This is a genomic window from Agromyces sp. NPDC029043 (assembly GCF_055564615.1).
Genome location: NZ_JBVHVX010000001.1, coordinates 146,083 through 162,523, shown reverse-complemented (window position 1 = coordinate 162,523; position 16,441 = coordinate 146,083). Strand labels below are relative to the sequence as shown.

Here is a 16,441-nt window from a genome sequence, read left to right as displayed (position 1 = left end):
CCGCAGTCCGGCCCGGCTCGCGAGCGCGCGGGCTAGGGTCGGGCCATGCGCATCCTCGTGACCGGTGCGACCGGCTACATCGGCGGGCGGCTGGTCCCGCGGCTCGCCGAGGCGGGCCACGACGTCCGCGTCATCGTCCGCCGGCCCGAGCGCCTGCGCGACATCCCGTGGGCCGGTCAGGTCGAGGTCGTCGAGGGCGACCTGACCGATGCCGAGGCGGTCGATCGAGCGATGCGCGAGGTCGATGTCGTGTACTACCTCGTCCACTCGATGGGCGGCCGGGGCGACTTCGCCGACGTCGAGGAGCGGATCGCGCGGAACGTCGCGCAGGCGGCGCGCGCGAACGGGGCGCGGCGCATCGTCTACCTGGGCGGCCTGCATCCGGCGGGCGCCGACCTGTCGCGGCACCTACGCTCTCGCGTGCGCGTCGGCGAGATCCTGCTCGCCTCGGGCGTGCCGACGATCGTGCTGCAGGCCGGGGTGATCATCGGGTCGGGCTCGACGTCGTTCGAGATGATCCGCCACCTCACCGAGGTGCTGCCGTACATGCCGGCGCCGCGCTGGGTGCGCAACCTCATCCAGCCGATCGCGGTCCGCGACGTGCTGCACTACCTGATCGAGGCGGCCGACGTGCCGCCCCAGGTGAACCGCGCGTTCGACATCGGCGGGCCCGATGTGCTTCGGTACGGCCAGCTCATGAACGGCTACGCGGTCGAGGCGGGACTGCGGCAACGGCCGATCGCCGCGTTGCCGGTGCTCACGCCGTGGCTCGCGGGGCAGTGGGTCAACCTCGTGACGCCGATCCCGCGCCGGCTCGCGGTGCCGATCATCGAGTCGCTGCAGTTCGACTGCGTGATGCGCGAGCACGACATCGATGCCGTCATCCCGCCGCCGCCCGAGGGGCTGGTCGGCTACCGCCGGTCGGTGCGCCTCGCGCTCGAGAAGGAGCGCCTGGGCGAGGTCGAGACGAGCTGGCGCAACGCGGAGGTCGCGGGGGCCCCGAGCGATCCGCTTCCGAGCGATCCCGACTGGGCCGGCCACACCGTGTACGAGGACCGCCGCGAGCGTCGGTCGGCGGCTCCGGTCGAGGCGCTGTGGTCGGTGATCGAGGGGGTCGGCGGTGAGAACGGATGGTACTCGTTCCCCCTCGCCTGGGCCATCCGCGGATGGCTCGACAAGCTGTTCGGCGGCGTGGGCCTGCGTCGGGGGCGCCGCGACCCCGACACGCTGCATCCGGGCGACGCGGTCGACTTCTGGCGGGTGGAGGCGATCGAGCGTCCGAGCTTCCTGCGGCTGCGCGCCGAGATGCGGGTGCCCGGCCGGGCCTGGCTCGAGATGTCGGCCGAGCCCGACGGCTCGGGCTCGACCTACCGGCAGCGCGCCGTCTTCTTCCCCAAGGGGCTCGCCGGCAGGCTCTACTGGTGGGCCGTGTTCCCGTTCCACGGCATCGTGTTCGCGGGCATGGCCAACCGCATCACCGCGGAGGCGGAGGCGGCGGAGTCCGACCCGGAAAGATAACGGAACGGTAACGCTCGTTGCTAGAGTGACCTGCACGGTCCGCGCGACGGCGCGCGGGGCCGGAGGAAGGTCCAACCCGTGCGTCATGCCCCCGACGCGGTCGACCCGGCGACCGCGCCCGCCCGAGCGCCCCTCGTCCCCACCGGCCTGATCCGCCCGCCCCGTCCGGCAGTGCGCATCGGACTGGCCGCGATCGGCGCCGCCGCGACCGCCGCGATGCTCTGGACCGTCTCGACGCCGACCGACGTGTACGCGATCGACGTGTTCGGCGCCCTGCGCCGGCCGGGGGAGGCCGCCGCCATCATCGGGCACCGCGGCGACCGGTCGATGGCCCCCGAGAACACGATGCCCGCGCTCGAGCTCGCCATGGACGACCTGGCGTACGTCGAGACCGACGTGCGGTTGACGCGCGACGGCGTGCCGGTGCTGTTCCACGACGTCGACCTCGAGCGCGTCGCCGGACGCGACGGGCGCATCGAGGACCTCGATCACGACGACGTCCGGCGCCTCGACGTCGGCGCCTGGTACTCCCGCGACTGGGCGGGGGAGCGCGTGCCGACCCTCGACGCGTTCCTCGACGCGCTCGCCGATCGCAATGGGGCTCGTGCCCTCGTCGAACTCAAGGCCGCGTGGACGCCCGACGAGGTGCGGCGCGTCGTCGACCTCGTCGAGCGCCACGGCCTCCGCGGCCGCGTCGTGCTCCAGAGCTTCAGCATCGAGACGCTCCAGTCCGTCCAGCGCGTCTCGCCCACCACGCCGCGGATCATGCTCATCCGCGAGCTGCCCGCCGATCCCGTGCCGCTCGCCGACCAGCTCGGAGTCATCGGGTTCGGCACCACCGCGACGTCCGTCACCGCCGCGCCCGGCGCGGTCGACCTCGCGCATGCGGCGGGCATCGCGGTGCTCTGCTACACCCTCAACAGTCAGGACACGTGGGAGCAGGTGCGCGCGCTCGGCGTCGACGGCATCATCACCGACCAGCCGAGCGACCTCGACGCGTGGATCGCGACGACCGCGCCGGGCACCTGATCGGCCGCCCCGGTCAGTCCACGATGTCGGCGTCGACGCCGAGCCGCCGAGCCGCGTCGGCGAACGTGCGGTGCATGTCGGCCGAGAAGAGCACGAAGCGGACGAGCGCGGGTGCGTCGGCCGCCTCCGCCGAGGTGCCGAGGGCGACCTCGGCGGCATCGTCGGCCGGCCAGCCGTAGATGCCCGCCGACACCGCGGGAAGCGACACGGATGCCGCGCCGAGCATCGCCGCGAGCTCCAGCGAGTTCCGGTACGCGTCCTCGAGCAGGGCGCGCCGCCGCGCCAGCTCGGGCCCGTGACCGGGCCACACGGGCCCGACCGTGTGCACGACCCAGCGGGCGGCGAGCCGCCCGGCCGTGGTCGCGACCGCCTGGCCGGTCGGCAGCCCATCGCGCAGCGTGGTCGCCCGCAGCTCGCGGCACGCCGCCAGGATCTCGGGCCCGCCCGCGCGGTGGATGGCGCCGTCGACCCCGCCGCCGCCGAGCAGCGACGAGTTCGCCGCGTTCACGATCGCGTCGACGCGCTCGCGAGTGAGGTCGCCGCGGACGAGCTCGATGCGGGTGGCCGACGCGGGTCGCGCCATCGGCTCAGCCCCGGTTGTTCGAGAGCTCGAAGATGCGCACCAGCTCGGCGACCGCCTCGTCGCGGCGGTCTCCGCCCTCCTCGTACATGTGCGAGACGTGCGTGCGCAGGTGGTTCTCGACGAGGAGCTTGTTCAGCGAACCGAGTGACTTCTGCACCGCGAGCGACAGCGTGATGATGTCGACGCAGTAGTCCTCGTTCTCGATCATCTTCTCGATGCCGCGCAGCTGGCCCTCGATGATCTTCGTACGGTGCAGGGCGCGCTTCTTGATGTCGTCGATCACCATGTCAGGATACGCCCGGCTCGCGATACCCGGCCCCGTATCGGTCGGGCCCCTCTCAGGGGTCGGGGCAGCCACGGATGACGCGGACGGGCCCGGTTCGCTACGGTGATCGCATGGCCGCCCCGCGCCCCATCCCGCGCCGTCCGATGCTGCGCCCGCTCGCCGTCGCCGGGGCCGCGGTCGCGCTGCTGGTCGGCCTGGGCGCGCCCGCCGCCGCGGCCGGCGTCACGACCGCCACGCCGGCCGCGGCCGCCCGCATCGCACCGGTCCAGGCGGTGCCCGCCGACGTCGACGACTTCACGTTCGCGCGGTTCGACGCCGTGTACGAGCTCGGTCGCGACGCCGACCGGCGCTCCGAGCTGCTGACCACCGAGACGCTCGTCGCGGTGTTCCCCGAGCACGACCAGAACCGCGGCATCCGTCGCGCAATCCCGCGCGACTACGACGGCCACCCGACCGACATCCGCATCGAGTCGGTGACGGACGGCGCGGGCACGCCCCGCCCGTACGAGACCGAGCGCAGCGAGGACGGCGCGTTCGAGCTCGTGACCATCGCCGCCGACGACTACGTGCATGGCGAGCAGACGTACGTCATCACCTACCACCAGCGGAACGTGACGTTGCAGCCCGACGACGGGCCCCAGCAGGAGTTCTACTGGGACGTCAACGGCACGGGGTGGGCGCAGCCGTTCGGGCGGGTCCGCGGCGAGGTCCGCCTCGAGACGGGACTCGCCGACGCCCTCACGGGCGAAGCCGCCTGCTACCGGGGATACGAGGGCTCCGACACGCCGTGCGAGCTGCTCACCATGGACCCCGGGGCCGACCCCGCGCTCGTCGCCCAGGCCACCACCCTCGGACCGTACGAGAACCTCACGCTCGCCATGGGCTTCCGGCCCGGTACGTTCGAACCCCGCGACGAGCGGTTCACGTCCTCGCCCGCGGCGATGACCTCAGCGGTCGCGGCGCTGCTCGCGTTCGGCATCGCCCTCGCCGCGGCGATCACGCGGGCATCCCGGTGGCGCGACCACCCCGGCCGCGGCATCATCGTCGCCGAGTACGAGCCCCCCGAGCGCCTCACGCTCATGGAGGCCGCCGACCTCGTCGGCGCGCCGTCGAAGGGCATCACGGCCACGATCCTCGCGGAGGCCGTCGCCGGACGGCTGCGCGTGGTCGAGACCGGGCGGAAGAAGTACGCGGTCGAGGTGGCCGGCCCCGTCGAGCCGGCCGACCGCGACGCGCAGTCGGTGCTGCGGGCGTTGTTCGGCCCGGTGCCCGTGCTCGGCACGCGGCGGGACCTGAAGTCGCGCGACACCTCGCTCGGCACCAAGTTGATGAACCTCCGGCGCAAGGTGCACACGCGCGTCGCGCGGGAGGGCCTGCGCCGGCGGCCAGACGCCCTGCTCCGCGTGCTGTTCGCGCTGCTCGCCATCGTCGCCGCAGTGATCGCGATCGTCTTCGGCTTCATCGCGCTCGACGACCGCATGGGCGGTGGGTGGCCGTGGCTGCCCATCCTGGGTGCTGGCGTCGCCGCCTTCGCGACCGTCTGGATCGTCTCGAGAGTGCGACCGCTGACCGAGCGCGGACGAGCGCTCCACGACCACCTCGAAGGCCTCCGCGAGTACATCCGTCTCGCCGAGGCCGACCGCATCCGCATGCTGCAGAGTCCGACCGGAGCCGAGCGGGTGCCCCTCGCCGACGCGTCCTCGGCCGGCGCCCCGGCCCGCCCCGACCCCGAGCTCGTGCTGCGCGTCACGGAGCGGCTGCTGCCCTACGCCGTGCTCTTCGGGCACGAGCGGAAGTGGAGCGACGAGCTCGCCGCGTTGTACGCCGCGCGGGGCGAGCAGCCGGGCTGGTACTCGGGCCGCGACGGCTTCAACGCGGTCGCGTTCTCGTCGGGCGTCAGCTCGTTCACGAGTGCGTCGAGCTCGAGCTGGTCGGGGTCGTCGTCGAGCTCCTCGTCGGGCGGGTCGGGCGGAGGCGGCTCGTCGGGCGGCGGTGGAGGCGGCGGAGGCGGCGGCGGCGTCTGACCGCCGGTCGTCGAGCGCCGGCGCGCGGGCGCCGCTGCGGCTCAGGACTCCTCGGCCGCGCCGCGCTCGTCGGGCAGGTTGACGCGGCGCTCCTCGTCGATGCCGGGCACGTCGTCGACCGGCTCCTCGCCCACGGCGCGCGCGTCGTCGTCGGCAGCCTCGGACTCGGGCGGTAGCTCGCCATCCTGTGCGATCTGGAACTCGTGGTCGTCGGCGATCTCGCCGCCGACCCCCGTCGACTCGTCCATGGATCGAGCCTAGCGCGAAGCCTCCGGCCGCGCCCGGGCGGATCCGCGCCACGTCCATTCGCGTCCGGGCCGCTACCGCGCGTAGAATGTCGTCGGCGCTCGACGAATCCGTTCTTCGGTCCGACGGCAGGGGATCTCCGCTCCGCCATGCTCGGCTCCCGGATTCGGCGCACCGCGACGACGGCTTCGACGAACGATCCCGTCCGGCGGTGCCGGCCACTGCACGCCGGTGGATCGGGGAGCCGATTCGCATCGGGCCCAGACAGGGGAGGACCATTGGCCCAGACGAGGCAGCGGCAGCGCACGCGCTCGCGTGACGACGACGCGCCCATCATCCCGATCCTCGCGCGCAAGGTCCGCGAGGTCGAGCAGAAGGCCCAGAAGAACAAGCTGGGCCCCACGAACCGCACGAAGTTCCAGGTCATCGCGCTGCTCATGCGGGAGGAGCGCGCCCGCGTGAAGGCCGACGCCGAGCTCGGCGACGCCGCGCGCGCCGAGCTGCTGAAGCGCCTCGACGGCATCGCGCAGATCCTCGCCAAGACCGCGGCGCGCGACACCAGCCTGATCAGCCTTCTCGAGCCGGATGCCTCGATCTCGACGGTCGCGCAGCGATTCCGGCGCGACTGGCTGCTCGAGTCCGGCGCGGACCTGAGCGACGACGAGCTCATCATCGTCCGCGAGCCCGAGCCCAAGCCCGAGCTCGCGGTGAACCAGGTGATCCCGCCGTCCGTGAAGTCGCGGCAGCTGGCGAACCCGTTCCTCGCGCCCGACTTCAGCCGCGGCGCCCAGCCCGTCGTGCCTATCCGCCGGCTCGCCAACTGGGAGCTGCTCGGGCCGCTGTTCAAGTCGTTCGAGTCGGGCTCCGGCGGCCAGGCCGCCTCCATGGACCTGCCCGAGGCGCCGAAGCTCGATCGGCTGTCGCCGCGAGGACTCGAGCTCATGCCTCACCAGGTGCGCTTCATCGAGTCCGCCCGGCAGGGCCACCGCACCTTCCTACTCGCCGACGAACCCGGGCTCGGCAAGACCGCGCAGTCGGTCCTCGCCGCCTCCGTCGCCGACGCCTACCCGCTGCTGGCCGTGGTGCCGAACGTCGTGAAGATGAACTGGGCGCGCGAGGTCGAGCGCTGGACCCCGCACCGTCGTGCGACCGTCATCCACGGCGACGGCGACAGCGTCGACGCGTTCGCCGACGTCGTGGTCGTCAACTACGACGTGCTCGACCGGCACATGGCATGGCTGTCGACGATGGGCTTCCGCGGCATGGTCGTCGACGAGGCGCACTTCATCAAGAACCTGCAGTCGCAGCGCTCGCGCAACGTGCTCGCGCTCGCCGACCGGATCCGCCGCAACACGCCCGGCGGCGACCCGCTGCTGCTCGCCCTCACCGGCACGCCGCTGATCAACGACGTCGACGACTTCCGGGCGATCTGGCAGTTCCTCGGCTGGATCGTCGGCGACCGCCCGTCGCCCGAGCTGCTCGGCAAGCTCGAGGAGACCGGTCTGACGCCCGCCGAACCGGGCTTCTACGCCGAGGCGCGCCGCACCGTCATCGACCTCGGCATCGTGCGCCGCCGCAAGAAGGACGTCGCGGCCGACCTGCCCGACAAGCGCATCGCCGACCTGCCCGTCGAGCTCGACGACGAGCTCGGCCGCTCGATCCGGGCCGCCGAACGCGAACTGGGCCACCGCCTCGCGAGCCGGTTCCGCGCGCTCGTCGAATCCCGGAAGCTGCGCGTGGGCGACCTCGACGAGCTCGAGCGCGACCAGTACATCCGCGCCGTGGCGCTCTCCGAGCTCGAGGAGTCGAAGTCGGCGAAGTCCGGCGAGAACGTCTTCACGATGGTCCGCCGCATCGGCCAGGCGAAGGCCGGCCTCGCGGCCGACTACGCCGCGCAGCTGGCGCGGTCGGCGGGCAAGGTGGTGTTCTTCGCCAAGCACATCGACGTCATGGACCAGGCCGAGGCCTCGTTCGAGGCGCGCGAGCTGCGCACGGTCTCCATCCGCGGCGACCAGAACGCGATCGCGCGCCAGCAGGCGATCGACGCGTTCAACACCGACCCCGAGGTGTCGGTGGCGGTCTGCTCGCTCACCGCGGCGGGCGTGGGGGTGAACCTGCAGTCCGCGTCGAACGTGGTGCTCGCCGAGCTCAGCTGGACGGCGGCCGAGCAGACGCAGGCGATCGACCGCGTGCACCGGATCGGCCAGGACGAGCCGGTGACCGCGTGGCGGATCATCGCGGCGCACACGGTCGACGCGCGCATCGCCGAGCTGATCGACCAGAAGCAGGGGCTCGCGCTCCGGGCGCTGGACGGCAGCGACATCGAGCCCGGCTCGGCCGACTCGGTCCAGCTCGACGCGCTCCAGCACCTGCTCCGCCAGGCGCTCGACGGCGCGCTGTAGGCGGTGGTCGCGGTCTCCGGCCTGCGCGACGTATGCCGCGACCCCGCTAGACTCCCCACGTTCGCGCCTCGATGAAGCGGCCCCCCGCGAACGTCCACCTCACGAGGAGTCAACCCAGTGGTCATGAAGATCGGCATTCTCACGAGCGGCGGCGACTGCCCGGGCCTCAACGCGGTCATCCGCGGCGCGGTGCTCAAGGGCGTCATCTCGCACGAAGCGGAGTTCGTGGGCTTCCGGTGGGGATGGAAGGGCGTCGTCGAGGGCGACATCATGCCCATCACCCGCCACGACGTGCGCGGCCTCTCCAAGCAGGGCGGCACGATCCTCGGCTCGAGCCGGACCAACCCGTTCGAGGGCGAGCAGGGCGGACCTGACAACATCCGCCGCATGCTCGAGGCCGAGGGCATCGACGCCATCGTCGCGATCGGCGGCGAGGGCACGCTCACGGCGGCCCGCCGGCTGGTCGACGAGGGTGGGCTGCCCGTCATCGGCGTGCCGAAGACCATCGACAACGACCTCGCCGCGACCGACTACTCGTTCGGCTTCGACACCGCCGTCGAGATCGCGACCGAGGCCATCGACCGGCTCCGCACGACCGCCGAGTCGCACAACCGCTGCATGGTGCTCGAGGTCATGGGCCGGCACGTCGGCTGGATCGCGCTGCACTCCGGCATGGCCGGGGGCGCGCACGCCATCCTGATCCCCGAGCAGCCCATGAGCATCGAGGAGATCTGCCACTACGTCGACTCGGTGCGCGAGCGCGGCCGTGCGCCCCTCATCGTGGTCGCCGAGGGCTTCAAGCTCGACACCATGGAGGAGGCGCACTCGCACCTCGGCCTCGACGCCTTCAACCGGCCGCGCCTCGGCGGCATCGCCGAGAAGCTCGCACCGATCATCGAGGAGCGCACGGGCATCGAGTCGCGCCACACGGTGCTCGGCCACATCCAGCGCGGCGGCGCGCCGTCGGCGTACGATCGGGTGCTCGCCACGCGACTCGGCATGGCGGCGGTCGATGCGGCCATCGACGGCGCGTGGGGCAGCATGGTCACGCTGCGCGGCACCGACATCGCGCGCGTCTCCATCGCCGAGGCGACGGGCGGCCTGAACCGCGTGCCGCAGTCGCGCTACGACGAGGCGCGGATCCTCTTCGGCTGAGCAGATGAGCGGTCTCCGGATGCCGCTGCCGCAGGTGTGCGTCTGCTACCTGCTGCGCGAGGCCGACGGACGGCTCGAGGTGCTGCTGGGGCGCAAGAAGCACGGCCTCGGGCAGGGCTATTTCGTCGGGCTCGGCGGCAAGCTCGAACCGGGGGAGACCGCCGTCGAGGCCGCGGTGCGCGAGGTGCACGAGGAGTCCGGCGTCACCGTGCGCGCCGCCGACCTCGAGGCGCGCGGGCGGCTGACGTACCTGTTCCCGCACCGCGAGGCGTGGAGCCAGGAGTCGAGCGTGTTCGTCGCGCGCAGGTTCACGGGCGAGCCCGCGCCGTCCGACGAGCTCGATCCCCAGTGGTTCGCGCTCGACGCGGTGCCGCTCGGCGAGATGTGGGACGACGCGCGGCGCTGGCTGCCGGGCGTGCTCGGCGGCGGCCGGGTCCGGAGAACGTACGTCTTCGGCGAGGATCTGGCAAGCGTGGTGCACGAGCAGGATCACGTCGCGTAGGATCGACGGGTCTCGGCGCCTGCCGAATTCCACAACCCGCCATCCGTGAACATCCGGCGAATCTCGTCGCCGATCGCACAGAAAGACGCCGGTGGATCTCACCCTCATCGTCGTGCTGGTCATCGCACTGGCGCTCTTCTTCGACTTCACGAACGGTTTCCACGACACCGCGAACGCGATGGCGACGCCCATCGCGACCGGCGCGCTGCGTCCGAAAGTGGCCGTCGCGCTCGCCGCGGTCCTGAACCTCATCGGCGCGTTCCTGTCGACCGAGGTGGCCAAGACCATCTCGGGCGGGCTCATCCGCGAGGGCGAGAGCGGCGTGCTCATCACGCCCGAGCTCATCTTCGCGGGGCTCATCGGCGCGATCACGTGGAACATGGTCACCTGGCTCCTCGGCCTGCCGTCGTCGTCGAGCCACGCGCTCTTCGGCGGGCTCATCGGCGCCGCGATCGTCGGGTTCGGCGTCCAGGCGATCGACGGCGCGGTGGTGATGTCGAAGATCATCCTGCCCGCCCTGCTGGCACCGCTGACGGCCGGCCTCGTCGCGTTCACGGCGACGAAGCTCGCCTACGCGATCACGCGCCGGTACGACGGCAAGCCCGACGGCCGCGACGGCTTCCGGCACGCGCAGATCTTCTCCAGCTCGCTCGTCGCGCTCGCGCACGGCACCAACGACGCGCAGAAGACCATGGGCGTGATCACCCTCACGCTCATCTCCGTCGGCGCGCAGCCGGTCGGCTCGGGCCCCGAGACGTGGGTCGTCGTCACCTGCGCGATCGCCATCGCGCTCGGTACCTACATGGGCGGATGGCGCATCATCAAGACCCTCGGAACGGGCCTGACCGACGTCAAGCCCGCGCAGGGCTTCGCGTCGGAGACGGCGACGGCGGCGACCATCCTCGCGTCGAGCCACCTCGGATTCGCGCTCTCGACGACGCAGGTCGCCTCCGGTTCGGTCATCGGCTCCGGACTCGGTCGGCGCGGCTCGAAGGTGCGGTGGCGCACCGCAGGCCGGATCGGCGTCGGCTGGCTGCTCACGCTGCCGGCCGCGGGCGGCGTGGGCGCGCTCGCCGCCGTGATCGCACTGACCGGCACCGCCGGGGTCATCATCGCGGCGATCGGCGCCGCGGCGGTGATCGGCGGCATCTTCCTCTGGTCGCGACGCGAGGAGGTCTCGCACCGCAACGTGCTGAGCGAGGTCGCCGACTCGGGTCGTGCCGTGAAGATCAAGCGCAACCCGAAGCCGAAGAAGAAGGTGGCCTCGTGATCGACTGGTTCTCCTTCGTGATCGTGCTCGTCGCCTCGCTGGTGGGTGCCGGCGTGGTCGTCAGCCTGTACTCGCTCGGCATCCGCCTGCTCACCGTCGCCGGCCGCACCCCGGTCGTGGCCCCGGCGGAGTTCACGGACGCGATCACGGTGATCACGCCCGAGGAGGCGGCGAAGGCCGCCAAGCGCGCCGAGAAGGCCGCCCGCAAGAGCCCGCTCACCGACGGGCAGAAGCGCCTGGCCCGCGTCGGCGCGTGGGCCTGCTTCGGCCTCACCGGGGTGGCGGTGCTCTACGGAATCTTCCTGATCGTCCCGGCGTTGCACGCCTTCGTGGCCTGATCCGGGCCGCTTCCGACACGGGCCGTCGTCGTCCCACCCGACCTCCCCGCTCAGTGCGAGCGGATCCGACCGGGTGCGCGCGCACCCCAGAGCTCCCGTGGATGAGATGACCCGCACCCGACCCGAGACCGAGACCGACCTGCGCGCCGAGGCGGCGCCCGACCCGGCAGCGCCCGCCCAGGCGGCCGCGCGCCCGGCATCGCTCCTCGACCGCGTGTTCGAGATCACCGCGCGCGGGTCGACCGTCGCCGCAGAGCTCCGCGGCGGTCTCGTCACCTTCGTCACGATGGCCTACATCGTCATCCTGAACCCGATCATCCTGTCGAGCGGCACGGATGTCTCGGGCGAGAACCTCGGCTTCGCCCAGGTCGCGGCGGTGACCGCGCTCACGGCGGGGGTCATGACCATCCTCTTCGGCCTCGTCGCCCGCCTGCCGTTCGCGTTCGCCGCAGGCCTCGGCATCAACTCGTTCCTCGCGGTGTCGGTCGTCGGCCAGGTCACCTGGCCCGAGGCGATGGGCCTCGTGCTGGTGAACGGGCTCGTCATCGTGCTGCTCGCCGCGACGGGCCTGCGCCGGCTCATCTTCAACGCCGTCCCGATCGAGCTGAAGCTCGCGATCACGGTCGGCATCGGCGTGTTCATCGCGTTCATCGGCTTCGTCGACGCCGGCTTCGTGACCGCGACCGGCGCCGCCTCACCGCCCGTCGGCCTCGGGCTCGACGGCTCGGTCTCGACGGTGCCGACGCTCGTGTTCGTCGCGACGCTGCTCGTCACGGGCGTGCTCGTGGCCCGCAAGGTCAAGGGCGGCATCCTCATCGGCCTGCTCGCTGGCACGGTGCTGGCGCTGGTGCTCGAGGCGGTCCTCGACCTCGGCCCGAAGGTCGGCGCCGATGGCGAGGTGAACCCGCAGGGCTGGGGCCTGTCCGTGCCCGAGTTGCCCGCGCAGTGGGTGAGCCTGCCCGACCTCTCGCTCGTCGGCCAGGTGAGCTTCGGCAGCTTCGAGCGCATCGGCGTGCTCGCCGCCCTCATGCTCGTGTTCACGCTCGTCTTCACGAACTTCTTCGACGCGCTCGGCACCATGACGGGGCTGTCGTCGCGCGCCGGCCTCGCCGACGCGAAGGGCGAGTTCCCGCGCCTGCGCTCGGCGCTGGTGGTCGAGGGCGTCGGCGCCGTCGCGGGCGGGTTCACCTCGAGTTCGTCGAACACCGTCTTCATCGAGTCCGGATCCGGCATCGGCGAGGGCGCGCGCACGGGCCTCGCGAACCTGGTCACGGGCGCGCTGTTCCTGCTCGCGATGTTCCTCACCCCCCTGACCTCGATCGTGCCGTCCGAGGTCGCGGCTGCCGCGCTCGTGATCGTCGGCGCCCTGATGATGTCGCAGATCCGCGACATCGACCTGTCCGACTTCTCGGTGCTGCTGCCCGTCTTCCTGACGGTCACCGTGATGCCGCTGACCTACTCGATCGCGAACGGCATCGGCGCGGGCTTCATCGGCTGGGTCGCCATCCGCTCGCTCGCCGGCCGTGCGCGCGAGATCAGCCCGCTGCTCTGGGTCGTCGCCGCGGGCTTCCTCGTCTACTTCGCGCGCGGCCCGGTCGAGGCGCTGATCGCGGGCTGATCGGCCGTGCCGCGGAGCCGTGCGATGCCTCGCATGAGGTGGTAGATCACGATCGCGGCGATCGTGCCCAGCGCGATGCCGTTGAACACGACGTCGCCGGCCGTGAACGTGAAGTCGGCCACGCCGATCACGAGCGCCGTCGCGGCCGTGAACTGGTTCACGGGGTTGGTGAAGTCCACGCGGTTGTCGACCCAGATCTTCACGCCGATGATCCCGATGAGGCCGTAGAGCGCCGTCGTGACGCCGCCCAGCACGCCCGGCGGGATGGTGTTGATGACGGCCCCGACCTTCGGTGAGAGGCCGAGCAGCACCGCGAACGAGCCCGCGACCCAGTACGCGGCCGTGGAGTACACACGAGTGGCCGCCATGACCCCGATGTTCTCGCCGTACGTGGTCGTGCCCGAGCCGCCGAAGAAGCCCGCGATCGTGGTGGCGAGGCCGTCCGCGAACAACGCGCGGCCCGTGAAGGCGTTGACGGACGGGTCGGTCATCTGCGCGACACCCCGGATGTGCCCGACGTTCTCGGCGACGAGCACGAGCACGACCGGGAGGAAGGCGGGCAGCAGACCCCACACCGCGGCGTCGGCGACCGGGTTCGCGGGCAGGTGGAACTGGGGCAGCCCGATCCAGTCGGCCTCGCCCACCGCGGCGAAGTCGACCTCGCCCAGCAGCACCGCGACGATGTAGCCGATGACGACGCCGAGCAGGATCGACATCCGGCCGAGGATGCCCCGGAAGGCGACGCTCGCGACGATCACCGCGAGGAGCGTGACGAGAGCCGTGAGCGGCGCCTCCTGGAAGTTCGACTTCGCGACGGGCGCCAGGTTCAGCCCGATGAGCGCCACGATCGCGCCCGCGACGACCGGCGGCATGAGCGCGTCGATCCAGCGCGATCCGGCGAACTGCACGACGAGGCCGACGATCGCGAGCAGCACGCCCACGACGACGATGCCGAAGAGCGCGGCGCCCATCGGGTCGGCGACGCCGTCGGCCGCCAGCGCCGCGGTGATCGGCGCGATGAACGCGAACGACGAGCCGAGGTAGCTGGGCACGCGGTTGCGCGTGAGGAGCAGGAACAGGATGGTGCCCACCCCGGAGAAGAACAGGGTGGTCGCGGGCGGGAAGCCCGTGATGATCGGCACGAGGAAGGTCGCACCGAACATCGCGACGACGTGCTGCGCGCCGAGTCCGACGGTTCTCGGCCACGACAGGCGTTCGCCGGGCGCGACCACCTCGCCGGGGGCGACGTGGGAGCCGTCGCCGTGCAGGGTCCAGGGCAGTGGCATGGGGTCTTCCGATCGTTCCGGGTGCGGGGGTCGGACGGATGCTACCGGTCGGCGGACGGTGGCGTCAGCCGCCCCGCCGATCGGGGGGTTCGCCCCATACCGGCGCGCTCCGGCGGTCCATAGCGTGGAGTCATCCTCACGAACAGGAGATCCAGACCATGACCACCGTCACCCCCGCACCCGCCGCGACCGAGGTCGAGCAGCGCGGATTCGCCGTGTCGAGCCTCGTGCTCGGCCTCGTCTCGATCGTCGCCGGCTTCACCTTCGTGGTGCCGGTGGCGGGCCTCGTCCTCGGCATCCTCGCGCTGCGTCGCGAGCCGTCGGCGAGGACCATGGCGATCTGGGGCATCGCGCTCAACGGCGTGATGCTCGCCGGAATCGTCATCGCGGGCATCGCGGCGGCTGCCTTCGGGCTCGCGATGCTGCCGCTGCTGCCGTTCGCCTTCGCCTGACCCGCGACCGGCGACCGCCCCGCCCCCGGCCTCCTCCGGCCGGGGGCGTCGCCGCGCCCCGCTCCGTCGTGACCGCCGCACGGGCGTTCAGCCGTAGAAGCCGCGCAGCAGCGCCTCCGTGCCCTCGAGGTGCTCCGCCATCGCGCGCGCGGCGTCGTCGCCCGATCCCCGCAGGATCGCGCCGACGATCGCGCGGTGCTGCTCGTCGGAGTGCGCGATGTTCGGCGCGAGCAGGGGGATGCCGTCGAGGAACGCGTTCACCCGCATCCGCACGTCGGCCATGAGCGGGATCACGCTCGGCGCGCCGAGCAGCTCGGCGATCAGCAGGTGGAAGCGCGAGTCGGCGACGCGGTACTGCTCGGGTCCGGCGTCGTGGCACTCGCGGTAGGCCTGCCAGAGGCGTTCGCGGTCGGATGCCGCGAGCGGGCGTTCCGCGGCCCGTCGCGCCGAACCGACCTCGATCACCGCGCGCAGCGCCAGCGTGTCCTCGAGCTCGGCCGCGAGCGCGACGGGATCGGCGGGCGGCGCGGGGGAGTGGGGCGTGGTGCGCTGCGGCGGCGTGTCGGCGACGAACGTGCCGCCGTACCTGCCGCGGCGGGCGACGACCCAGCCGGCCTCGGCGAGCGAGCCGATCGCCTCGCGCAGCGTGTCGCGGCTGACCTCGAGCATGCCGGCGAGCTCGCGCTCGGGCGGCAGCCGCTCCCCGGGCGCGATCAGGCCGAGCCGGATCGACTGCAGCAGCCGTTGCACCGTCTCCTCGAACGCGTTCGCGGGACGCGCGGGGGTGAGCAGCAGTCCCGCGCTCAGCACCTCGGCCGGCTCCGGGGCGGACCGCGGCACGGCCGCGGGCGTCGGCGGTCCGGCCGCGGCATCCGCCACCGCCCGCTCGTCGCCCGCGCCCGCTCGCATCATCCGAGCCTAGAGCGGCGTGACGTAGGCCGAGCTGATGCCGCCGTCCACGAGGAAGGTCGATCCCGTGATGAACGACGCGTCGTCGCTCGCGAGGAACGCCACCGCCGCCGCGAGCTCCTGCGGCTCGGCGAACCGGCCGACCGGAACGTGCACCAGGCGCCGCTGCGCGCGCTCCGGGTCCTTCGCGAACAGCTCCTGCAGCAGCGGGGTGTTCACGGGACCGGGGCACAGCGCGTTCACGCGGATGCCCTGACGCGCGAACTGCACGCCGAGCTCGCGGCTCATGGCGAGCACGCCGCCCTTCGAGGCCGTGTACGAGATCTGCGAGGTCGCCGAGCCGAGCACCGCCACGAACGAGGCGGTGTTGATGATGGACCCGCGACCCTGCGGGACCATGTGCCGCAGCGCCGCGCGCGAGCACAGGTAGACCGACGTGAGGTTGACGTCCTGGACCTTCTGCCACGCGGGCAGCTCGGTCGTCTCGATGGAGTCGTCGTCGGGCGGCGAGATGCCGGCGTTGTTGAACGCGATGTCGACCGAGCCGTAGACGCGCGCGGCCTCGTCGAAGAGGTGGTCGACCTGCTCCTGGTCGGTGACGTCGACCTGCACGAACAGGCCGTCGACCGCGGATGCCGCGGCCTCGCCCGAGGCGCGGTCGACGTCGCCGATCACGACCTTCGCGCCCTCGGCGGCGAGCCGCTTCGCGGTCGCGAGCCCGATGCCCGACGCGCCGCCGGTGATCACGGCGACGCGACCGGCGAGGCGCTGGGTGAGGTCGATCGGGGTGAGATCTGCCATGGTGCTCCTTTGTGCGTGGGTT

The 16,441-nt window shown here is 72.3% G+C and carries 16 protein-coding genes; 10 read left to right on the top strand and 6 right to left on the bottom strand.

Annotated features, from left to right (window positions below; genetic code table 11):
- Window positions 1-45: 45 nt before the first annotated feature.
- Together ACZ4TW_RS00760 and ACZ4TW_RS00755 are read left to right on the top strand one after the other, a co-directional pair.
- A complete protein-coding gene (locus ACZ4TW_RS00760; RefSeq protein WP_465539203.1) occupies window positions 46-1,518 on the top strand; it encodes an SDR family oxidoreductase in 1,473 nt (490 codons plus the stop codon).
- 78 nt (window positions 1,519-1,596) lie between these two features.
- Window positions 1,597-2,547 carry a glycerophosphodiester phosphodiesterase gene (locus ACZ4TW_RS00755; RefSeq protein WP_465539201.1) on the top strand — a complete coding sequence of 317 codons (951 nt, stop codon included), beginning with the start codon at window positions 1,597-1,599 and terminating at the stop codon, window positions 2,545-2,547.
- A gap of 13 nt (window positions 2,548-2,560) precedes the next feature.
- Here the strand turns inward: ACZ4TW_RS00755 and ACZ4TW_RS00750 are convergent, their stop codons facing one another.
- Window positions 2,561-3,130: an O-acetyl-ADP-ribose deacetylase gene (locus ACZ4TW_RS00750; protein ID WP_465539199.1), complete on the bottom strand. Its 570-nt coding sequence runs from the start codon at window positions 3,128-3,130 to the stop codon at window positions 2,561-2,563.
- A gap of 4 nt (window positions 3,131-3,134) precedes the next feature.
- Complete coding sequence (locus ACZ4TW_RS00745) at window positions 3,135-3,416, bottom strand: metal-sensitive transcriptional regulator (protein ID WP_465539197.1); 282 nt, start codon at window positions 3,414-3,416, stop codon at window positions 3,135-3,137.
- A 110-nt stretch (window positions 3,417-3,526) separates the two neighbouring features.
- Here ACZ4TW_RS00745 and ACZ4TW_RS00740 point away from each other — a divergent pair, with 110 nt between their 5' ends.
- Entirely contained in the window at window positions 3,527-5,440 is a 1,914-nt protein-coding gene (locus tag ACZ4TW_RS00740) for a DUF2207 domain-containing protein (RefSeq protein WP_465539195.1), read from the top strand.
- A gap of 41 nt (window positions 5,441-5,481) precedes the next feature.
- Here the strand turns inward: ACZ4TW_RS00740 and ACZ4TW_RS00735 are convergent, their stop codons facing one another.
- Window positions 5,482-5,688: a hypothetical protein gene (locus tag ACZ4TW_RS00735; protein WP_465539193.1), complete on the bottom strand. Its 207-nt coding sequence runs from the start codon at window positions 5,686-5,688 to the stop codon at window positions 5,482-5,484.
- Between the two features lie 276 nt (window positions 5,689-5,964).
- Here ACZ4TW_RS00735 and ACZ4TW_RS00730 point away from each other — a divergent pair, with 276 nt between their 5' ends.
- The 6 genes from ACZ4TW_RS00730 to ACZ4TW_RS00705 all read left to right on the top strand — a co-directional run bounded on the left by ACZ4TW_RS00730 (window position 5,965) and on the right by ACZ4TW_RS00705 (window position 12,971).
- Entirely contained in the window at window positions 5,965-8,088 is a 2,124-nt protein-coding gene (locus ACZ4TW_RS00730; RefSeq protein WP_465539191.1) for a DEAD/DEAH box helicase, read from the top strand.
- Between the two features lie 123 nt (window positions 8,089-8,211).
- Window positions 8,212-9,243, top strand: coding sequence for a 6-phosphofructokinase (locus ACZ4TW_RS00725; protein ID WP_465539189.1), 1,032 nt, complete (start codon window positions 8,212-8,214; stop codon window positions 9,241-9,243).
- Window positions 9,244-9,247: 4 nt separating this feature from the next.
- Window positions 9,248-9,745, top strand: a complete 498-nt coding sequence (locus tag ACZ4TW_RS00720) for an 8-oxo-dGTP diphosphatase (RefSeq protein WP_465539187.1) — start codon at window positions 9,248-9,250, stop codon at window positions 9,743-9,745.
- Window positions 9,746-9,836: 91 nt separating this feature from the next.
- On the top strand, window positions 9,837-11,015 hold the full coding sequence (locus ACZ4TW_RS00715; protein ID WP_465539185.1) for an inorganic phosphate transporter: 1,179 nt from the start codon (window positions 9,837-9,839) through the stop codon (window positions 11,013-11,015).
- Window positions 11,012-11,353 carry a peptidase gene (locus ACZ4TW_RS00710; protein WP_465539183.1) on the top strand — a complete coding sequence of 114 codons (342 nt, stop codon included), beginning with the start codon at window positions 11,012-11,014 and terminating at the stop codon, window positions 11,351-11,353. Before ACZ4TW_RS00715 ends, ACZ4TW_RS00710 begins: the two co-directional genes overlap by 4 nt.
- A 106-nt stretch (window positions 11,354-11,459) precedes the next feature.
- Complete coding sequence (locus ACZ4TW_RS00705) at window positions 11,460-12,971, top strand: NCS2 family permease (RefSeq protein ID WP_465539181.1); 1,512 nt, start codon at window positions 11,460-11,462, stop codon at window positions 12,969-12,971.
- Here ACZ4TW_RS00705 and ACZ4TW_RS00700 read toward each other — a convergent pair.
- On the bottom strand, window positions 12,929-14,257 hold the full coding sequence (locus ACZ4TW_RS00700) for a uracil-xanthine permease family protein (RefSeq protein ID WP_465539179.1): 1,329 nt from the start codon (window positions 14,255-14,257) through the stop codon (window positions 12,929-12,931). The genes ACZ4TW_RS00705 and ACZ4TW_RS00700 overlap by 43 nt on opposite strands.
- A gap of 158 nt (window positions 14,258-14,415) precedes the next feature.
- Here ACZ4TW_RS00700 and ACZ4TW_RS00695 point away from each other — a divergent pair, with 158 nt between their 5' ends.
- Window positions 14,416-14,709 (top strand): hypothetical protein, encoded by a 294-nt coding sequence (locus tag ACZ4TW_RS00695; RefSeq protein WP_465539177.1) that lies wholly within the window; start codon window positions 14,416-14,418, stop codon window positions 14,707-14,709.
- Window positions 14,710-14,796: 87 nt separating this feature from the next.
- Here the strand turns inward: ACZ4TW_RS00695 and ACZ4TW_RS00690 are convergent, their stop codons facing one another.
- Entirely contained in the window at window positions 14,797-15,618 is an 822-nt protein-coding gene (locus ACZ4TW_RS00690; protein ID WP_465539175.1) for a FadR/GntR family transcriptional regulator, read from the bottom strand.
- Between the two features lie 9 nt (window positions 15,619-15,627).
- Window positions 15,628-16,419 (bottom strand): 3-oxoacyl-ACP reductase, encoded by a 792-nt coding sequence (locus ACZ4TW_RS00685; protein WP_465539173.1) that lies wholly within the window; start codon window positions 16,417-16,419, stop codon window positions 15,628-15,630.
- Between the last annotated feature and the right edge of the window lie 22 nt (window positions 16,420-16,441).